The sequence below is a fragment of the Pseudomonas sp. S3_B11 genome, assembly GCF_054667715.1.
Map to the genome: position 1 here is coordinate 29,161 of NZ_CP162749.1, position 15,981 is coordinate 45,141.

General features: G+C 62.1%; 16 protein-coding genes. 7 read left to right on the top strand and 9 right to left on the bottom strand.

The features are described 5' to 3' along the window. Positions 1 to 110 precede the first annotated feature (110 nt). Together AB4O22_RS00140 and AB4O22_RS00145 are read right to left on the bottom strand one after the other, a co-directional pair. The gene (locus tag AB4O22_RS00140; RefSeq protein WP_003205813.1) at positions 111 to 1,448 is read right to left on the bottom strand and encodes an MFS transporter; all 1,338 of its coding nucleotides are present in this window, start codon (positions 1,446 to 1,448) and stop codon (positions 111 to 113) included. Beyond that, on the bottom strand, positions 1,445 to 1,717 hold the full coding sequence (locus AB4O22_RS00145) for a hypothetical protein (protein WP_223472246.1): 273 nt from the start codon (positions 1,715 to 1,717) through the stop codon (positions 1,445 to 1,447). The genes AB4O22_RS00140 and AB4O22_RS00145 overlap by 4 nt, the downstream gene beginning before the upstream one ends. On the opposite strand from AB4O22_RS00145, the gene quiC reads away from it, so the two are divergent. Further along, a complete protein-coding gene (gene quiC, locus AB4O22_RS00150) occupies positions 1,716 to 3,617 on the top strand; it encodes a 3-dehydroshikimate dehydratase QuiC (RefSeq protein ID WP_003205811.1) in 1,902 nt (633 codons plus the stop codon). The two genes, AB4O22_RS00145 and quiC, sit on opposite strands and share 2 nt — an antisense overlap. A gap of 103 nt (positions 3,618 to 3,720) precedes the next feature. After that, positions 3,721 to 4,398 (top strand): TetR/AcrR family transcriptional regulator, encoded by a 678-nt coding sequence (locus tag AB4O22_RS00155; RefSeq protein WP_041931260.1) that lies wholly within the window; start codon positions 3,721 to 3,723, stop codon positions 4,396 to 4,398. Between the two features lie 119 nt (positions 4,399 to 4,517). Here AB4O22_RS00155 and AB4O22_RS00160 read toward each other — a convergent pair whose 3' ends face one another. The 4 genes from AB4O22_RS00160 to AB4O22_RS00175 form a co-directional block, all read right to left on the bottom strand. Beyond that, the gene (locus AB4O22_RS00160; protein ID WP_460095750.1) at positions 4,518 to 5,369 is read right to left on the bottom strand and encodes a shikimate dehydrogenase; all 852 of its coding nucleotides are present in this window, start codon (positions 5,367 to 5,369) and stop codon (positions 4,518 to 4,520) included. A 5-nt stretch (positions 5,370 to 5,374) separates the two neighbouring features. Next, a complete protein-coding gene (gene aroQ / locus AB4O22_RS00165) occupies positions 5,375 to 5,815 on the bottom strand; it encodes a type II 3-dehydroquinate dehydratase (protein ID WP_003205806.1) in 441 nt (146 codons plus the stop codon). 308 nt (positions 5,816 to 6,123) lie between these two features. Further along, positions 6,124 to 7,203, bottom strand: coding sequence for a tRNA (uridine(54)-C5)-methyltransferase TrmA (gene trmA, locus AB4O22_RS00170; protein WP_003205805.1), 1,080 nt, complete (start codon positions 7,201 to 7,203; stop codon positions 6,124 to 6,126). Beyond that, positions 7,200 to 8,495 (bottom strand): NCS2 family permease, encoded by a 1,296-nt coding sequence (locus AB4O22_RS00175; protein ID WP_003205804.1) that lies wholly within the window; start codon positions 8,493 to 8,495, stop codon positions 7,200 to 7,202. Before AB4O22_RS00175 ends, trmA begins: the two co-directional genes overlap by 4 nt. A gap of 204 nt (positions 8,496 to 8,699) precedes the next feature. Between AB4O22_RS00175 and AB4O22_RS00180 the strand changes: the two genes are divergently transcribed. Both AB4O22_RS00180 and AB4O22_RS00185 read left to right on the top strand, forming a co-directional pair. After that, entirely contained in the window at positions 8,700 to 9,155 is a 456-nt protein-coding gene (locus AB4O22_RS00180) for a DUF4879 domain-containing protein (protein ID WP_003205802.1), read from the top strand. Positions 9,156 to 9,294: 139 nt separating this feature from the next. Continuing rightward, positions 9,295 to 9,861: a DJ-1 family glyoxalase III gene (locus AB4O22_RS00185; RefSeq protein WP_003205801.1), complete on the top strand. Its 567-nt coding sequence runs from the start codon at positions 9,295 to 9,297 to the stop codon at positions 9,859 to 9,861. A gap of 6 nt (positions 9,862 to 9,867) precedes the next feature. Here the strand turns inward: AB4O22_RS00185 and AB4O22_RS00190 are convergent, their stop codons facing one another. Together AB4O22_RS00190 and AB4O22_RS00195 are read right to left on the bottom strand one after the other, a co-directional pair. Then, a complete protein-coding gene (locus tag AB4O22_RS00190) occupies positions 9,868 to 10,155 on the bottom strand; it encodes a HigA family addiction module antitoxin (RefSeq protein WP_003205799.1) in 288 nt (95 codons plus the stop codon). Positions 10,156 to 10,170: 15 nt separating this feature from the next. Then, positions 10,171 to 10,449, bottom strand: a complete 279-nt coding sequence (locus AB4O22_RS00195; RefSeq protein ID WP_057451873.1) for a type II toxin-antitoxin system RelE/ParE family toxin — start codon at positions 10,447 to 10,449, stop codon at positions 10,171 to 10,173. Positions 10,450 to 10,641: 192 nt separating this feature from the next. Between AB4O22_RS00195 and AB4O22_RS00200 the strand changes: the two genes are divergently transcribed. From AB4O22_RS00200 to AB4O22_RS00210, 3 genes are read left to right on the top strand one after another with little or no spacing between them, the layout of a single operon-like run. Beyond that, positions 10,642 to 11,166, top strand: a complete 525-nt coding sequence (locus tag AB4O22_RS00200) for a (2Fe-2S)-binding protein (RefSeq protein WP_003205795.1) — start codon at positions 10,642 to 10,644, stop codon at positions 11,164 to 11,166. Then, positions 11,163 to 12,164, top strand: a complete 1,002-nt coding sequence (locus tag AB4O22_RS00205; protein WP_003205794.1) for an FAD binding domain-containing protein — start codon at positions 11,163 to 11,165, stop codon at positions 12,162 to 12,164. The genes AB4O22_RS00200 and AB4O22_RS00205 overlap by 4 nt, the downstream gene beginning before the upstream one ends. Continuing rightward, complete coding sequence (locus AB4O22_RS00210) at positions 12,164 to 14,365, top strand: xanthine dehydrogenase family protein molybdopterin-binding subunit (protein ID WP_460095751.1); 2,202 nt, start codon at positions 12,164 to 12,166, stop codon at positions 14,363 to 14,365. The genes AB4O22_RS00205 and AB4O22_RS00210 overlap by 1 nt, the downstream gene beginning before the upstream one ends. A 46-nt stretch (positions 14,366 to 14,411) precedes the next feature. Here AB4O22_RS00210 and AB4O22_RS00215 read toward each other — a convergent pair whose 3' ends face one another. Next, complete coding sequence (locus AB4O22_RS00215; RefSeq protein ID WP_460095752.1) at positions 14,412 to 15,650, bottom strand: MFS transporter; 1,239 nt, start codon at positions 15,648 to 15,650, stop codon at positions 14,412 to 14,414. Positions 15,651 to 15,981: the final 331 nt, after the last annotated feature.

Below are 15,981 nucleotides of genomic sequence, written 5' to 3' on the forward strand. Positions count from 1 at the left end.
GCAAGGCTTGCCCGCGATGAAGGCGCTTCGGTTCACTTGGGACCGTATCGTCTTCATCGCGGGCAAGCCTTGCTCCCACAGTGGGATAAATAATCCCGGGCTGACGGGAATCAGTTTTCCAGCGTAGGCACCTTGCGCGGTGCCATGAAGTACAACCAGGTCAGGGCAATGAAGTACATCGCCGGGATCAGGGTGAACAGCACGGTGTAGTTGTTATTGGTGATCGTGAGGATGTGGCCCACCAGTTGAGTCATGAACATCCCGCCGATGGCCGCGCACATGCCGCCGAAGCCGAACACCGTGCTCATCATGTGCTTGGGCGTGTAGTCCATCACCAGGCTCCAGATGTTGGCGGTCCAGGCCTGGTGCGCGCCGATGGCCAGGGAAATGGCGAATACTGCCATCCACAGGCTGCTGGAGCCCGCGGCCATGATCACGCCGATGATGCAGCAGGCGAACAGCAGCATGGACACCAGTCGCGCCTTGATCGGATTGAGACCACGGCCGATCAGGAACGAAGACAGGATACCGCCGCCCACGCTGCCGAAGTCGGCGGTGAGGTAGATGATGATCAGCGGGATGCCCATCTGGGTCACGTTGATGCCCAGGTTGTATTGCTGGTTCAGGAACGGCGGCAGCCAATAGAGGTAGAACCAGAACACCGGGGCGGTAATCGAGTAGGCCAGGGCGAACGCCCAGGTGCCGCGCATGCGCAGGATGCGTGAGAACGGCACGCGGACCTGGTCCGGTTCCTCCTGGGCCTGGATGTAGTCCAGTTCCGACTGTTTGACGCTGGGATGGTCTTCGGGGTTGAAGTATTTCAGGCCCCAGAACAGCAGCCAGATCCCGCCCAATGCCGACATGCACAGGAACGCCGCCTGCCAGCCCCACACGTGCAGGACCAGTGGCAGCAGCATCGGGGTGAACATCGCGCCGACGTTGGTCCCGGCGTTGAAAATGCCAGTCGCCACGGCCCGTTCACCGGCCGGGAACCACAGCCGCGTAGTCTTCACGCAGGCCGGGTAGTTGGCGGCTTCGGTCAGGCCGAGGATGAAGCGGCAGACCATGAAGCCCACCGCCGAGGTGGCCAGGCCGTGGGCGCCGGTCGCCAGGCTCCAGAGCAGCACCGCGCAGAAGAACACGCGCTTGACGCCGATCCGGTCGATCAGCCGTCCTTGCAACACGAAGCCGACGGCATAACCGACCTGGAACCAGAAGTTGATGTTGGCGTAGTCCATCGCCGTCCAGCTCATTTCCTTGGCCAGGATAGGCTGCATGACGCCCAGGGCGGCACGGTCGATGTAATTCAGGGTCGTGGCGAAAAACACCAGGGCGAGCATGCCCCAACGGGTCTTGCCCACGGCCATGGCGCCGCGGATCTTGTCGCCGATGCCGCTGGAGGAGACTCCCAGGCTGGGGGCCAGGCGGGAACTTTGGGAAGGGATCATAGCGTGTACCCGTTTTTGAAATTCTTATGGTTGGTCTGGGTCTGTCCATCGAGGTCGGCAGGGCCGGCGTCAATGTGGGAGCGATGGTGCGCAGTGAGCAAAAAATCGTCAATTCGGCAATGGCCATTTTGTTCGATAATCGCCCAAAAAACTAACTGGATGGTACATATTAAATTGCTGAAAGAAACCGGCAGCTCAATAATCGGCTGACTCTTTAAAAAAGCGGCGCACTTTTTGTAGCCGATGCCTGTCCCGGGAGCCGAAGTCATGCAGCGTTCCATTGCCACCGTGTCCTTGAGCGGTACCTTGCCGGAAAAACTCGAAGCCATTGCCGCCGCCGGGTTTGACGGGGTGGAAATTTTCGAGAACGACCTTCTCTACTACGATGGCAGCCCCCGGGAAATCAGGCAGATGTGCGCCGACCTGGGCATCGCCATCACCTTATTCCAACCGTTTCGCGACTTCGAAGGCTGCCGCCGCGATCGCCTGTCGCGCAACCTGGAGCGGGCCGAGCGCAAGTTCGACCTGATGCAGGAACTGGGCACCGACCTGGTGCTGGTGTGCAGCAACGCCTCGGCCGACAGTGTCGGCGATGAACGGATTCTCATCGATGACCTGCGCCTGCTGGCCGAACGCGCCGGTGCGCGCGGCTTGCGGATCGGTTATGAAGCGCTGGCCTGGGGCCGGCACGTGAATACTTATCAACAGGTCTGGAACATTGTGCGCCAGGCCGATCACCCCAGCCTCGGCGTGTTGCTCGACAGCTTCCATACCTTGTCCCTCAAGGGCGATCCGAGTGCGATCGCCGAGATTCCCGGCGACAAGATCTTCTTCGTGCAAATGGCCGACGCGCCGATCCTGGCCATGGATGTCCTGGAATGGAGCCGACATTTCCGTTGTTTCCCGGGGCAGGGCGAGTTCGACTTGCCGGGTTTCCTGGCGCCGATCATCAAGAGTGGCTACACCGGACCGCTGTCGCTGGAAATCTTCAACGACGGTTTCCGCGCCGCGCCGCCACGGGCCAATGCCGCCGACGGCCTGCGATCGCTGCTGTACCTGGAAGAAAAAACCCGTCAGCGGCTGGCTGAAGAAGTGCCCTCCATGGGCAATGCCGACATCCTGTTCGCCACGCCGCCGGCCAGCGAATACAACGGCATCGAATTCCTCGAGTTCGCCGTGGACGATAACCTCGGCGCCAAGCTGTCCCATTGGCTGGAACGGCTGGGGTTCGTCAAGGCCGGCCAGCATCGTTCCAAGAATGTCAGCCTGCTGCGCCAGGGTGATATCAACCTGATCCTCAATAGCGAGCCGTACTCGTTCGCCCACAGTTTTTTCGAAGCCCACGGACCTTCGTTGTGCGCCACCGCCGTGCGCGTGAAAAACAGTGCCAGCGCCCTGGAGCGGGCTGTTGCCTACAAAGGCCAGCCTTATCGGGGGTTGGTGGGCCCCAATGAGCTGGAGCTGGCCGCGGTGCGGGCACCGGACGGTAGTCTGATTTACCTGGTGGACCAGCAGGCCGATGTCTATGGCACCGATTTCAACCTGCAGCCGGGTGCGGTCATTGGGGCCGGGCTCAAGCGCATCGACCACATGGCGATGGCGCTGCCGGCCGACAGCCTCGACAGTTGGGTGCTGTTCTACAAGAGCCTGCTGGATTTCGAGGCCGACGACGAAGTGGTCTTGCCCGACCCTTATGGCCTGGTAAAAAGCCGTGCGTTGCGTAGCCGCTGCAGTTCGATCCGCTTGCCGCTGAACATTTCCGAGAACCGCAACACTGCGATCTCACACGCGCTGTCGAGTTATCGTGGCTCCGGCGTGCATCACATCGCCTTCGACTGCGACGACATCTTCGCCCAGGTCAGTCGTGCCAAAGAGGCGGGTGTGCCGTTGCTGGACATCCCGCTCAATTACTACGACGACCTGGCGGCGCGTTTCGATTTCGACGACGAGTTCCTTAGCGAACTGGCCTACTTCAACGTGTTGTACGACCGTGACGCCCAGGGTGGCGAGCTGTTCCACGTCTACACCGAGCCGTTCGAAGGGCGTTTTTTCTTCGAAATCATCCAGCGCAAGAATGGTTACGCCGGTTACGGCGCAGCCAATGTCGCGGTGCGACTGGCGGCCATGGCCAAGTCCCGCAGCGGTGGTTTGCGGCACGCCAAGTTGTAGGAAAATCGTAAACGTGGCGGTAATGGGCCGTGTCCTGGCTTCCTTCAGTGCACGGTGCGGCCCATAATCGCCAGCCTGTGCAGTGATGGCCGTGAGCCCCGCAATGACTATGAATCCAGAGCTTTCCGCAGCGCTCGACGAACCCGTCGCCGCGCCGCGCAAGAGTCGCAAGAACAACCCGGAGAAGACCCGGGAAAACATTCTTCAGGAAGCCATCGTCGAGTTCGTCCAGCAAGGCCTGGCCGGTGCCCGGGTCGACGCCATCGCCGAGCGCATCCACACCTCCAAGCGCATGATCTACTACTACTTCGGTAGCAAGGAGCAGTTGTACGTCGAGGTGCTGGAGAAACTCTACGGTGACATCCGCACCACCGAGAGCCGCCTGCACCTGGCGGAGCTGGCCCCGGTCGATGCGATCCGGCGCCTGGTGGAGTTCACCTTCGACCACCATGATCGCAATGTGGATTTCGTGCGCATCGTCTGCATCGAGAACATCCACAACGCCGAGTACGTGAAGCAGTCAGGTGCGATCAAGGCGATGACCAATACCATCCTCGATTCCCTGGGCGTGATCCTGCGGCGCGGTGCTGAAGAGGGCGTGTTCCGTGCCGGCCTCGAGCCGCTGGATGTGCATCTGCTGATCAGTTCGTTCTGTTTTTACCGGGTGTCCAATCGCCAGACGTTCGGTGAGATCTTTCAGATCGACCTGTCGGATGAAGCTATCAAGCAGCGGCATCGTGAGATGGTCTGTGAGTCGGTGTTGCGCTATCTGCAAGTCTGACCTCGACCCCTTGTGGGAGCGAGCTTGCTCGCGATAGCGGTCGATCAGCCAGCATCGATTGCGACTGACACACCGCCATCGCGAGCAAGCTCGCTCCCACAAGGGCTTATCACCAGGCTTTAGTGATTCATGCTTTGGAAATGCGCGAGCATCCGCTGCGCATCTGGTGCCACGCCGCTGAACAGTTCGAACGCCTTCACCGCCTGGAACACGGCCATGTTGCCGCCATCCAGTGTGCGGCAGCCGACCGCGCGGGCGTTGCGCAGCAGTTCGGTTTCCAGTGGGAAATAGACGATTTCCGCGACCCACAAAGTGCCGCGCAACAGCTCGACCGGCACCGGCATGCCCGGTAGTTTTGCCATGCCCATGGGCGTGGTGTTCACCAGGCCATCGGCCTCGGCCATGGCGGTGGGCAGGTCATGCCCGGCGCGGGCGCGGCCAGCGCCGAAGTGTTGATTCAAGTTATTGGCCAGCGCCTCGGCACGGCTGACCTCGACGTCAAAAATGCTCAGGGTTTCTACGCCTTCCATCAACAGCGCGTGGGCCACCGCCGCGCCAGCGCCACCGGCGCCCATCTGGACCACGCGCTTGCGCACCACATCCCCCAGGCCGCGACGAAAACCTTCGGCGAACCCGAGGCAGTCGGTGTTGTGGCCGATGCGCTTGCCGTCCTTGAGCACCACGGTATTGACCGCGCCGATACCACGGGCCTCGGGTGACAACTCATCGAGTAGCGGGATGATCGCCTGCTTGCAGGGGAAGGTGATGTTCAGGCCGGTGAAGTCCATGCGCTCGGCGGCCACCAGTAGATCGGCCAGGGCGCCGCTGTCGAGTTTCAGCGCATCGAGGTCGATCAGCCGATAGAGGTAACGCATGCCTTGGGCATCGCCCTCATGTTCATGCAGCGCAGGCGTGCGAGAGGCTTGGATGCCCGCGCCGATCAGGCCGGCCAGCACAGTGATATTCGACATGCTCATCAACCCTTCAACCGCTGACTGAAATGTTCAAGGGCCAGGCGATAACCATGGCTGCCAAACCCGCACATCACGCCAATGGCGACGGATGAGACGAAGGAGTGATGACGGAAGGTTTCACGGGCGTGGACGTTGGACAGGTGGACTTCGATGACCGGTACTTCGCTGGCCACCAGGGCATCGCGGATCGCCACGGAGGTGTGGGTCCAGGCCGCCGGGTTGATGACGATACCGGCGCATCGGCCACGGGCGCCGTGAATCCAGTCCAGCAGCTCACCTTCCTGGTTGGTCTGGCGAAACTCCACCGCCAGGCCGAACTCTTCAGCGGCGCGGCCGCACAGTGCCGAGATGTCAGCCAGGGTTTCATGGCCATAGGTCGCCGGCTCGCGGGTGCCGAGCAGGTTCAGGTTCGGGCCGTTGAGCACCAGAACGATCGGAGGCATCGCAATTTCTCCACATTTTTATTGTTGGTGTCGGCCAGGTTTCAGCCGCTGGAGATAAATTGTACTAGATGGTTAATTTGGTCAAATAAAGCAGCCGACATCGGCCAATAAGTGTTCGATGATCGAACATGGCCTTTGCCAAGAGAGGGGGGAGGGCTCTTGTGGCGAGGGCATTTATTTGTGGGAGCAAGGCTTGCCCGCGATACAGGCGATGCGGTCTTTCAGAAATTGAGTCGCCTGTATCGCGGGCAAGCCTCGCTCCCACAGAGCTTTGCCTAGTCCAGCCCGGTGGGAGATCGCCCCAGCGTTTAGCGCCGAGTCAACAACACCCCGGACTCCATGTGATGGGTCCAGGGAAATTGATCGAACAACGCACAGCGCGTGATGCGGTGGGTGTCGTTCAGTTGCGCGATATTCGCGGCGAGGGTGTCAGGGTTGCAGGAGATGTACAGGATGTTGTCGAAGCGTCGGGTCAGCTCGCAGGTGTCCGGGTCCATGCCGGCGCGAGGTGGGTCGACGAAGACGCTGCCGAATTCGTAGCTTTTCAGGTCGATGCCATGCAGACGACGGAACGGCCGGACTTCGTTCAGGGCTTCGGTCAGTTCTTCGGCCGACAGGCGCACCAACGTGACGTTATCCACCGCGTTTTCGCTGAGGTTGCTCAGCGCGGCGTTCACCGAGGTCTTGCTGATCTCGGTGGCCAGCACTTTGCGCACGCGGGTGGCCAGGGGCAGGGTGAAGTTGCCGTTGCCGCAGTACAACTCCAGCAGATCGTCGCTGCGATCGCCCAGCGCGTCATAAGCCCAGTTGAGCATCTTCTGGTTCACCGTGCCGTTGGGCTGGGTGAAGGCGCCTTCGGGCTGGCGATAGCTGAAGGTACGACCGCCCACTTCGAGTTTCTCCACCACGTAGTCATGGCCGATCACTTCGCGCTTGCCCTTGGAGCGGCCAATGATGCTCACGCCCAGGTCCGCCGCCAGCTTCGAGGCGGCAGCGTGCCAGTGCTCGTCCAGCGGGCGGTGATAACACAGGGTGATCATCGCATCGCCCGCCAGGGTGGTCAGGAACTCCACCTGGAACAGCTTGTGGCTCAGGGGCGCGCTGGCTTGCCAGGCGGCCTTGAGTTGCGGCATCAACTGGTTGATGCGCAGGCTGGCGATGGGAAATTCCTCGATGAGGATCGGTGTGCGCTTGTCGTCCTGGGAGAACATTGCGTAGTGCCGTTCGCCGGCCTCGCGCCACAGACGGAATTCGGCGCGCAGGCGGAAGTTCTTCAGGGGCGAATCGAACACCGCAGGTTCTGGTGCATCGAACGGCGCCAGCAGGTCACGCAAGCGGGTGACCTTGTCCTGGAGCTGAGCGGTGTAGGCCTGGGAATCAAAAGTCATGCGTTGTACCAACCCAACTTGATCACGAACAGGATCGACAGGATGACCAGCGCCGAGTTCAGCTCACGACCACGGCCAGATACCAGTTTGATGGCGGTCCAGGCGATGAAACCGAAAGCGATGCCGTTGGCGATGGAATAGGTGAACGGCATTGCCAGGGCGGTCACCACCACTGGTGCGGCGACGGTGATGTCGTCCCAGTCGATTTCCGCCAGGCCCGAGGTCATCAGTACGGCGACGAACAACAGGGCTGGGGCGGTGGCGAAGGGCGGGACGCTGGCGGCCAGTGGCGAGAAGAACAGCGCCAGCAGGAACAGGATCGCCACGACGACGGCGGTCAGGCCGGTGCGGCCGCCGGCACTGACGCCCGCCGCCGATTCGATGTAGCTGGTGGTGGTGGAGGTGCCCAGCAGCGAACCGGCCATGGCGGCGGTGCTGTCGGCGATCAGCGCACGGCCCATCTTCGGCATGTGGCCGTCCTTGCCCATCAGCCCGGCGCGCTTGGCGACGCCGATCAGGGTGCCGGAGTTGTCGAACAGGTCGACGAACAGGAAGGCGAAGATCACGCTCACCAGGCCGATGTCCAGGGCGCCCTTGATGTCCAGTTGCAGGAAGGTCGGGGCCAGGGACGGCGGCATGGACATCACGCCGCCGAACGGCGTGAAGCCCATCAGGATCGAGACGATGGTGACCGCCAGGATGCCGATCAGTACCGCGCCGCGTACTTTCAAGGCTTCAAGGGCGACGATCAGGACAAAACCGAGGGTCGCGAGGATCGGCGCCGGTTGTTTCAAGTCGCCTAGGCCGACCATGGTCGCCGGGTTTTTCACCACGATGCCGGCGTTATTCAGGGCGATCAGCGCCAGGAACAGGCCGATACCGGCGGCAATGGCCGAGCGCAGCGGCAGCGGGATGCTGTTGATGATCCATTCGCGGATGCGAAAGATCGACAACATGAAGAACAGTACGGCGGAAATGAACACTGCGCCCAGCGCCACTTGCCAGGTGTGGCCCATGTGCAGGACCACGGTGTAGGTAAAGAAGGCATTCAGGCCCATGCCCGGTGCGAGGGCTATCGGGTAGTTGGCGATCAGGCCCATGACCGTGGAGCCAATGGCCGCTGCCAGGCAGGTGGCGACGAATACCGCGCCCTTGTCCATGCCGGTTTCGCCGAGGATGCTCGGGTTGACGAACAGAATGTAGGCCATGGCCAGGAACGTTGTGACGCCCGCCAGGATCTCGGTCCGCACGTTGGTGTTATGTGCCTTGAGTTGAAACAGCCTTTCCAGCATGTCTGCTCCCCGTGGCGCGCCCGGCGCCGTGAATGTATCGACCTCAACAGCAAAGCACAGGTCGCCAGCGGCGCCCGGGAATTTTCTGTGGGTCGGAAAAAGCCGCGCATCATACCAGCAGCGTAGCGTTGTGGCTGCGATCGTCGTCGATGTTTTGCCAACGCGCCAAGTGGGCCATACTGCGCGCGGTTCCGGGAGGTCTCTATGTATTGCATGAATAAAAAGCTGCTGGCGGCGGTGGGCTGCATGCTGGGTTGGTGGTTGTCCGGCCAGGCCGCCAATGCCGCGTCGGCACCGCCCTTGAGCGAGGTCAAGGTGCTCAAGGTCGAGTCGCCGGCCTGTGGCTTCGAGGACATCGTCCCGGGGCAGGCGCAGACGCGTTGCGATCACAGTGGCCCGAATATCAAGGTCTACGTGCTGGAGGTCGGTTATGGCCGCCAGCCCCATGTCACCCTGGACGGCTTTGAAGTCGACGGCACCCGCTCGCCCGTGTGTGCGTACAGTAACGGCAACCTTAACGACTGCTCCGTGCGAACCAAAGTCGTCGGCTATGTGTACATCTTCGACCTGAAGGGCAAGCAAGAGGGCACCTTCAGCTTCAGCAACATCTCGATCAACGCACCGGGCAACCGGATGTCGACCCAGCTGTATATCAAGTAGCCCGCCAACCTGTGTAGGAGCTGTCGAGCGAAGCGAGGCTGCGATCTTTCCCTCTGACGCTTGAATTTCAAGCGCCTATCAAAAGATCGCAGCCTTCGGCAGCTCCTACACTACAAGCATCACCCAGCGGAGAGCGCCCATGATTCCTGGAACCAAGATCCCCCGAGCCCTGATAGCCGTCGCCGAGGGTGTCGACGACTTGCAGACGGTCACCCTGATCGATGTGTTGCGTCGAGCGCAGATCGAAACCGTGGTGGCGAGCATCGAAGGGCGGCGGATGCTCACTTGCGCCCGCGGCACGCGCCTGACGGCCGATGGCATGCTGGTGGACGTGCTCGTGCAGGATTTCGACCTGATCGTCCTGCCGGGCGGGATCATCGGCGCCCAACACCTGGCGGCCCATCAGCCGCTGCAACAACTGATCAAGGGCCAGGCCGCCACCGGACGGTTTTTCGCCGCCATCGCCGAAGCCCCGGCCCTGGCGCTACAGGCATTCGGTGTCCTGCGCCAGCGACGCATGACCTGCCTGCCCGCCGTGAGCCAGCAACTGTCCGGTTGCAGCTTCGTCGATCAACCCGTGGTGGTGGATGGCAACTGCATCACGGCCCAGGGTTCAGCCGCCGCCCTGGCGTTTGCCTTGACGCTGGTGGAGCAACTCAGTGGCAAGGGCGTGAGGAGTGTGGTGGCGGCGGAGTTGTTGGCCTGACAGGCATCAAGCGTGTTGTGGGAAGGGTTCAATCACAGGCTGCACGCGCTGCTCGGCTTGCCACAAATCGTAATCGGTCTGGACGCCCAGCCAGACCCTGGCCTTGCCGATCCCGGCACGCTCCAGACGCACGGCCAGATCAGGGCTGATGGGCGCATGACCATGCAGGACCCGGGAAAAATGAGGCCGGGCGAAACCCAGGTGTCGCGCCAGTTCGGTGACCGTGATGCCCAGTTCGGGCAGCACGTCCAACCGCAAGGTTTCGCCAGGGTGTGGCGGATTGTGCATGGGCATGTTCCAGCCTCCTGATCAGTGGTAGTCCAGATAATCGACCAGTTCGATATCGGACCCGATGAAACGAAAAATAACCCGCCAGTTTCCCGAAACCCCAAGCGACCAGTATCCATCCAGCTCACCCTTGAGCGGATGCAATCGCCATCCGGGGATATCTAAGTCGTTGGCGACCTGAGCCCTGTCCAGGAACTGGAGCATGCGGGCCAGGCGTTTCCCGTGGTCCGCCCGGATACCACGGGTCGACCCCGTCTCATAAAAGAGCCTGAGGCCTTTGTGCTGAAAAGATTTAATCATGGAATGGAGTGTAAGGCGATACATTACACTCGGGGCGGTACATATATACCGCACAGCCCCGTTAAAACCGTGCCTCTTGCGTTACCACGGCATCGCAAATTGCCTTGAACGCTCCACCCCACCCTGAAGTCGTACCCCTTATGACGGCGGTTTCCCAAAACGCCGCGAGTACGACCAACCGTGAGGTGTTCCATGAGCGCAACCCTGTCCGAAGCGACGCCGGTGTCCTTCGTCCGTCATCCGATCCGCCTGACTCTCAATGGCCAGGTGCGTGAGTTGCAAGTGCTGGCCTGGACCACGTTGCTGGACCTGCTGCGTGAGCAACTGGACCTGGTGGGCAGCAAGAAAGGCTGCGACCACGGCCAGTGCGGCGCCTGTACGGTGCTGCGCGATGGCAAGCGGATCAATGCCTGCCTGACCCTGGCGGTGATGTGCGACGGCGCCGAATTGACCACTATCGAAGGCCTGGCCGGTGATGACGCATTGCATCCCATGCAGCAGGCTTTCATCACCCATGACGCGTTCCAGTGTGGTTACTGCACGCCGGGGCAGATCTGTTCAGCGGTGGGGCTGGCCAACGAGGGCAGGGCGCAGACCCGCGCGCAAATCAGTGAACTGATGAGCGGCAACCTGTGCCGCTGCGGGGCCTATACCCACATTTGCGATGCCATCGAAGAGGCGTTGCCGCTCTGCCGGCAACCGGGAGGTGATCAATGAATCCCTTCCAGTACAGCAAGCCCGATACCGTGCAGGCGGCCGTCGATTTGTCGAGCCCGGTTTCCCGCTTCATCGCCGGTGGCACCAACCTGCTGGACCTGATGAAAGAGAACCTGACCCGCCCCGAGCACCTGATCGACATTACCGGGCTGCCCCTGGCGGACCTCAGTGAAACGCCGTCCGGCGGGGTGATGATCGGGGCATTGGTGAGCAATGCCGACCTGGCCTGGCACCCGTGGATCGAGCGCCGCTATCCGCTGCTGGCCCAGGCCATCCTGGCGGGCGCCTCACCGCAACTGCGCAACATGGCCAGTACTGGCGGCAACCTGTTGCAACGCACACGCTGCTATTACTTCTATGACGCGAGCGTACCGTGCAACAAACGCCGGCCCGGCAGCGGTTGCCCGGCCCGGAACGGTTTGAACCGGATCCATGCGATTTTCGGTGCCAGCGATCAATGTGTCGCCACCCATCCCTCCGACATGTGCGTGGCCTTGGCCGCTCTGGAGGCGGTGGTCCATGTCCTGGGTCGGGGCGGTGCGCGGACCATCGAATTCGCCGACTTCCATCGCCTGCCCGGCGATGCCCCGGAGCGCGATAACCAATTGGCCGACGATGAGCTGATCACCGCCATCGAGTTGCCTGCCGCCGGTTTTGCCGAGCATAGCCACTACTTGAAGATCCGTGACCGCGCCTCCTACGCGTTTGCGCTGGTCTCGGTGGCGGCGGCGCTGGAACTGGATGGGCCGGTGATTCGCCAGGCGCGCCTGGCCCTCGGTGGCGTGGCGCACAAACCGTGGCGCGACCGGGCCGTGGAGAGCTGGCTGGTCGGACAGACCGTCAGTCGCGAAGCCTTTGCCGTCGCCGCCGATGCACTGCTGCAAGACGCCGAGCCGTTGGAACACAACGGTTTCAAGATCCGATTGGCGCGCCGGGCAATTATCCGCGCCTTGAGCGATGCCGCGTTGGGTCGCGCACCGCAGGGAGGACAAGCCTGATGAACGCTCCGAGCAAATCCATAGGGCAACCACTCGACCGGGTCGATGGCCTGCTCAAGGTGACGGGCCAGGCCCGTTATGCCGGTGAATACCCCGAGGACGGCTTGCTGCACGGCAGCGTCGTGTCCGGTACGGTCGCCCGTGGTCGCGTGCTGCGCATCGATGCTTCCCGCGCCCTGGCGCTACCTGGCGTGGTCGCGGTCATCGACCACACCAACCGGCCGAGGATCGCCAGCTACGACGAACCCTACCAGGATGCCGATGCGGCGGACGGCTCGCCGTTCCGGCCGCTGTACAACGACCAGGTCCTCTACAGCGGCCAGCCCCTGGCCTTGGTGGTGGCGGAAAATCTCGAGTTGGCCCGGTATGCCGGTTCGCTGATAGACATCGAATACGCGACTGGGGAGCATCAGACCGATCTGATAATCCTGCAAAACGACGCCCATCCAGCGCCGGCTGAATTACCCAAGCCCCGTGGGAATTTTCAGGGCGAGTACGCCAGCTCCGCGCTCAGCGTGGATGTGTCCTACAGCACGCCGATTGAACACCACAACCCCATGGAGCCACACGCCTCCACCGTGCTGTATCAGCCTGATGGCAGCCTGCACATCCACGACAAGACCCAAGGCACGCAAAACGGCCAGGCCTATGTGCAAAAAGTCTTCGGGCTCGAGAAGGAGCAAGTGCGAGTGTTTGCCGCGTTTGTCGGCGGCGCCTTCGGTTCCGGGCTGCGTCCGCAATATCAACTACCGTTGGCCGTGATGGCGGCACTGGCCCTCAAGCGTTCCGTGCGAGTCAGCCTGACGCGCCAGCAGATGTTTACCTTTGGCTATCGGCCGCGAACTATCCAGCGCGTGCAACTGGGGGCGGCGGCCAACGGTCGCTTGCTCGCCGTGGCGCACACCGCCGTCGGCCAGACCTCGCGCTTCGAGGATTTCACCGAGCATGTGGTGGAGTGGAGCGGCATGCTCTATCACTGCGACAACGTCGAGTTGACTTACAAACTGGTACCACTGGACGTCTACACGCCTTTGGACATGCGCGCACCCGGTGCGGCCCTCGGCTTGATTGGCCTGGAGTGCGCCATAGATGAACTGGCCTGTGCCCTGGCGATCGATCCGGTCCAATTGCGGTTGATCAACTACGCCGAGCGTAACGAGAACGAAGGCAAGCCGTATTCCAGCAAGGAACTGCGTGAGTGCTATGCCCAAGGCGCCCGTCGTTTCGGCTGGGACAAGCGCAACCCGGAACCGCGCAGCATGCGTGAAGGCCGGCAACTGGTGGGCTGGGGCATGGCCGGTGGTGTGTGGGAGGCCATGCAGCAGAAGGCCAGCGCCCAGGCGTCGCTGGATACCAATGGCAAGTTGACCGTCAGCAGCGCCACCACTGACATCGGCACCGGGACCTACACGGTCATGACCCAGATCGCCGCCGAGGCGTCAGGCGTTTCCCTTGAGGACATCACGTTTGTCCTGGGGGATTCATCGCTGCCCACCGCGCCGCTGCAGGGCGGCTCGTTCACCGTATCGTCGGTAGGCACCGCCGTGCAGCAGGCCTGTGAAGCACTGAAGGAAAAACTCCTGGCCGTGGCCCGCCAGGCGTGTCCGGCCTTCAGCGGCGCGACCCTTGAGCAAGTGACATTTGTCGATGGTCAGCTGCGACTGGGCGAAGCGAGCGTTGCGCTCGCGGAGCTGGCGCAGAAAAGCGGCGAGACGCCGTTGCAGGCCCAGGTCACTGCCGAGCCGGATGCAAAACGCCAGGCCTACGCCACGGCCACTCACTCGGCGGTGTTCGTCGAAGTGCTGGTGGACGAAGACCTGGGGACGGTGAAGGTCAATCGCGTGGTCAGCGCCATCGCCGCTGGCCGGGTCGTCAACCCGAAAACCGCCCGCAGCCAGATTCTTGGTGGCGTGGTGTGGGGCGTCGGCATGGCCTTGCATGAAGAAACCCTGACGGACCATGCCCTGGGTCGCCACATGAACCACAACCTGGCCGAGTATCATTTGCCGGTTAACGCCGACATCGGCGACATTGAGGTGATTTTCGTTGAGGAACACGACGAGATCGTCAATGCGCTCGGGTCCAAGGGCGTGGGTGAAATCGGTATCGTCGGGGTGGCTGCGGCGGTGGCCAATGCGATTTACCATGCCACCGGCAAGCGGGTGCGGGACTTTCCCATCACCCTCGACAAGTTAATCTAGTGGCCTGTGTGGCTAATTCGTGCACTCAAATCAACCGTACAGGCCACTAGGCTTTTGCTTCATCCACCGGTTCGTGCATCCGGTCACGGTTGGCCAGGGTCGGGAACAGTTTGATCCAGGCCCCGGTCACCAGCAGCGTGCCGACGCCGCCCATGACCACCGCCGGCACGGTGCCGAACCAGTGGGCGGTGAGGCCGGACTCGAACTCGCCCAACTGGTTCGAGGCGCCGATGAACAATCCGTTCACCGCGCTGACCCGGCCGCGCATTTCATCCGGTGTTTCCAGTTGTACGAAGGAGGCGCGGATCACCATGCTGATCATGTCCGCCGCGCCCAGCACTACCAGCACCGCCAGGGAAAACCAGAACGAGGTGGAGAGGCCGAATGCAATGGTGGCGACGCCGAACACGCCCACCGCTGTGAACATCACTCGGCCGACCTTGCGCTCCACGGCAAACCGCGCCAGCCACAGCGACATCAGCAAGGCCCCGACCGCCGGTGCCGACCGCAACAGGCCCAGGCCCCAGGGACCGGTGAGCAGGATGTCCTTGGCAAACACCGGCAGCAGCGCCGTCGCGCCGCCGAGCAACACCGCGAACAGGTCCAGGGAGATCGCCCCGAGAATGTCCGGGCGACTGCGAATGAAGCGAATCCCGGCCAGCAACGAATCCAGCGTCGCCTTGCCTTTGTTCAGCGGTGTCTGTCGGGCGGGCAGGTTGAGCATCAGGCCGCACGCGATGAGGTAAAGCAGTACCGTCGGCCCGTAGACCCAGACACTGCCAAAGGCATAGAGCAAGCCGCCGAGTGCCGGGGCGACGATGGTGGCCGACTGCTGGGCCGATTGCGCGGCGGCCACGGCACGGGGAAACAGCGCAGCCGGCACGATGCTCGGCAGCAGCGCCTGGGTGGTCGGCATTTCGAAGGAGCGGGCGGCGCCCAGCAGGAAGGCGAGGATGAAGATCATCTCCCGCGTGACGTTGTCAGTGGCGCTGCCGATCACCAGCGCCAGGGCAATCATGGCCTGCATTGACTGGCAGATGGCCGCCACCTTGCGGCGGTCATAGCGGTCGGCCACATGCCCGGTGTGGAGCATGAACAGCACGCGCGGGGCAAATTCCACCAACCCCACCAGGCCGAGGTCCAGGACGTTGCCGGTCAGTTGATAGAGGTTCCAGCCGATAGCCACGGTGAGCATCTGGAAGCCGCTGGCGGTGAATATCCGCGCCAGCCAGAAGGCGATGAAGGGGCGATGGTGGCGGAGCAGCAGCGGCGCTTGGCTGGGCATCTATGACGGGTCCGGTGATGAAGGCATCGAGATTATCACCGAGCTGTAACTGGAAGTTGCGGTGGCGGAAAAAATAGTTAGCCAAGCATCGATCTTCCACATAGCACCTTTTTTGTGGCGAGGGGATTTATCTGTGGGAGCAAGGCTTGCCCGCGATGGACGCGACTCGATTTCTGAAAGACCGCATCGCCTTCATCGCGGGCAAGCCTTGCTCCCACATATCCCCTCGCCTCAGTCAGCACTGGGACAACCTGTCACGCGACAAACGACCACGCCGTTCATCGACGAGAATGCGGCTACTCTTTGATCATTGCTTGATCCAGATCAATAC

Bases quoted from the DNA above. Each gene is read 5' to 3' on its own strand.
- AB4O22_RS00140 (WP_003205813.1), bottom strand. From the start codon at position 1,448: ATGATCCCTTCCCAAAGTTCCCGCCTGGCCCCCAGCCTGGGAGTCTCC.
- quiC (WP_003205811.1), top strand. From the start codon at position 1,716: ATGCAGCGTTCCATTGCCACCGTGTCCTTGAGCGGTACCTTGCCGGAA.
- AB4O22_RS00145 (WP_223472246.1), bottom strand. From the start codon at position 1,717: ATGACTTCGGCTCCCGGGACAGGCATCGGCTACAAAAAGTGCGCCGCT.
- AB4O22_RS00155 (WP_041931260.1), top strand. From the start codon at position 3,721: ATGACTATGAATCCAGAGCTTTCCGCAGCGCTCGACGAACCCGTCGCC.
- AB4O22_RS00160 (WP_460095750.1), bottom strand. From the start codon at position 5,369: ATGTCGAATATCACTGTGCTGGCCGGCCTGATCGGCGCGGGCATCCAA.
- aroQ (WP_003205806.1), bottom strand. From the start codon at position 5,815: ATGCCTCCGATCGTTCTGGTGCTCAACGGCCCGAACCTGAACCTGCTC.
- trmA (WP_003205805.1), bottom strand. From the start codon at position 7,203: ATGACTTTTGATTCCCAGGCCTACACCGCTCAGCTCCAGGACAAGGTC.
- AB4O22_RS00175 (WP_003205804.1), bottom strand. From the start codon at position 8,495: ATGCTGGAAAGGCTGTTTCAACTCAAGGCACATAACACCAACGTGCGG.
- AB4O22_RS00180 (WP_003205802.1), top strand. From the start codon at position 8,700: ATGTATTGCATGAATAAAAAGCTGCTGGCGGCGGTGGGCTGCATGCTG.
- AB4O22_RS00185 (WP_003205801.1), top strand. From the start codon at position 9,295: ATGATTCCTGGAACCAAGATCCCCCGAGCCCTGATAGCCGTCGCCGAG.
- AB4O22_RS00190 (WP_003205799.1), bottom strand. From the start codon at position 10,155: ATGCCCATGCACAATCCGCCACACCCTGGCGAAACCTTGCGGTTGGAC.
- AB4O22_RS00195 (WP_057451873.1), bottom strand. From the start codon at position 10,449: ATGATTAAATCTTTTCAGCACAAAGGCCTCAGGCTCTTTTATGAGACG.
- AB4O22_RS00200 (WP_003205795.1), top strand. From the start codon at position 10,642: ATGAGCGCAACCCTGTCCGAAGCGACGCCGGTGTCCTTCGTCCGTCAT.
- AB4O22_RS00205 (WP_003205794.1), top strand. From the start codon at position 11,163: ATGAATCCCTTCCAGTACAGCAAGCCCGATACCGTGCAGGCGGCCGTC.
- AB4O22_RS00210 (WP_460095751.1), top strand. From the start codon at position 12,164: ATGAACGCTCCGAGCAAATCCATAGGGCAACCACTCGACCGGGTCGAT.
- AB4O22_RS00215 (WP_460095752.1), bottom strand. From the start codon at position 15,650: ATGCCCAGCCAAGCGCCGCTGCTGCTCCGCCACCATCGCCCCTTCATC.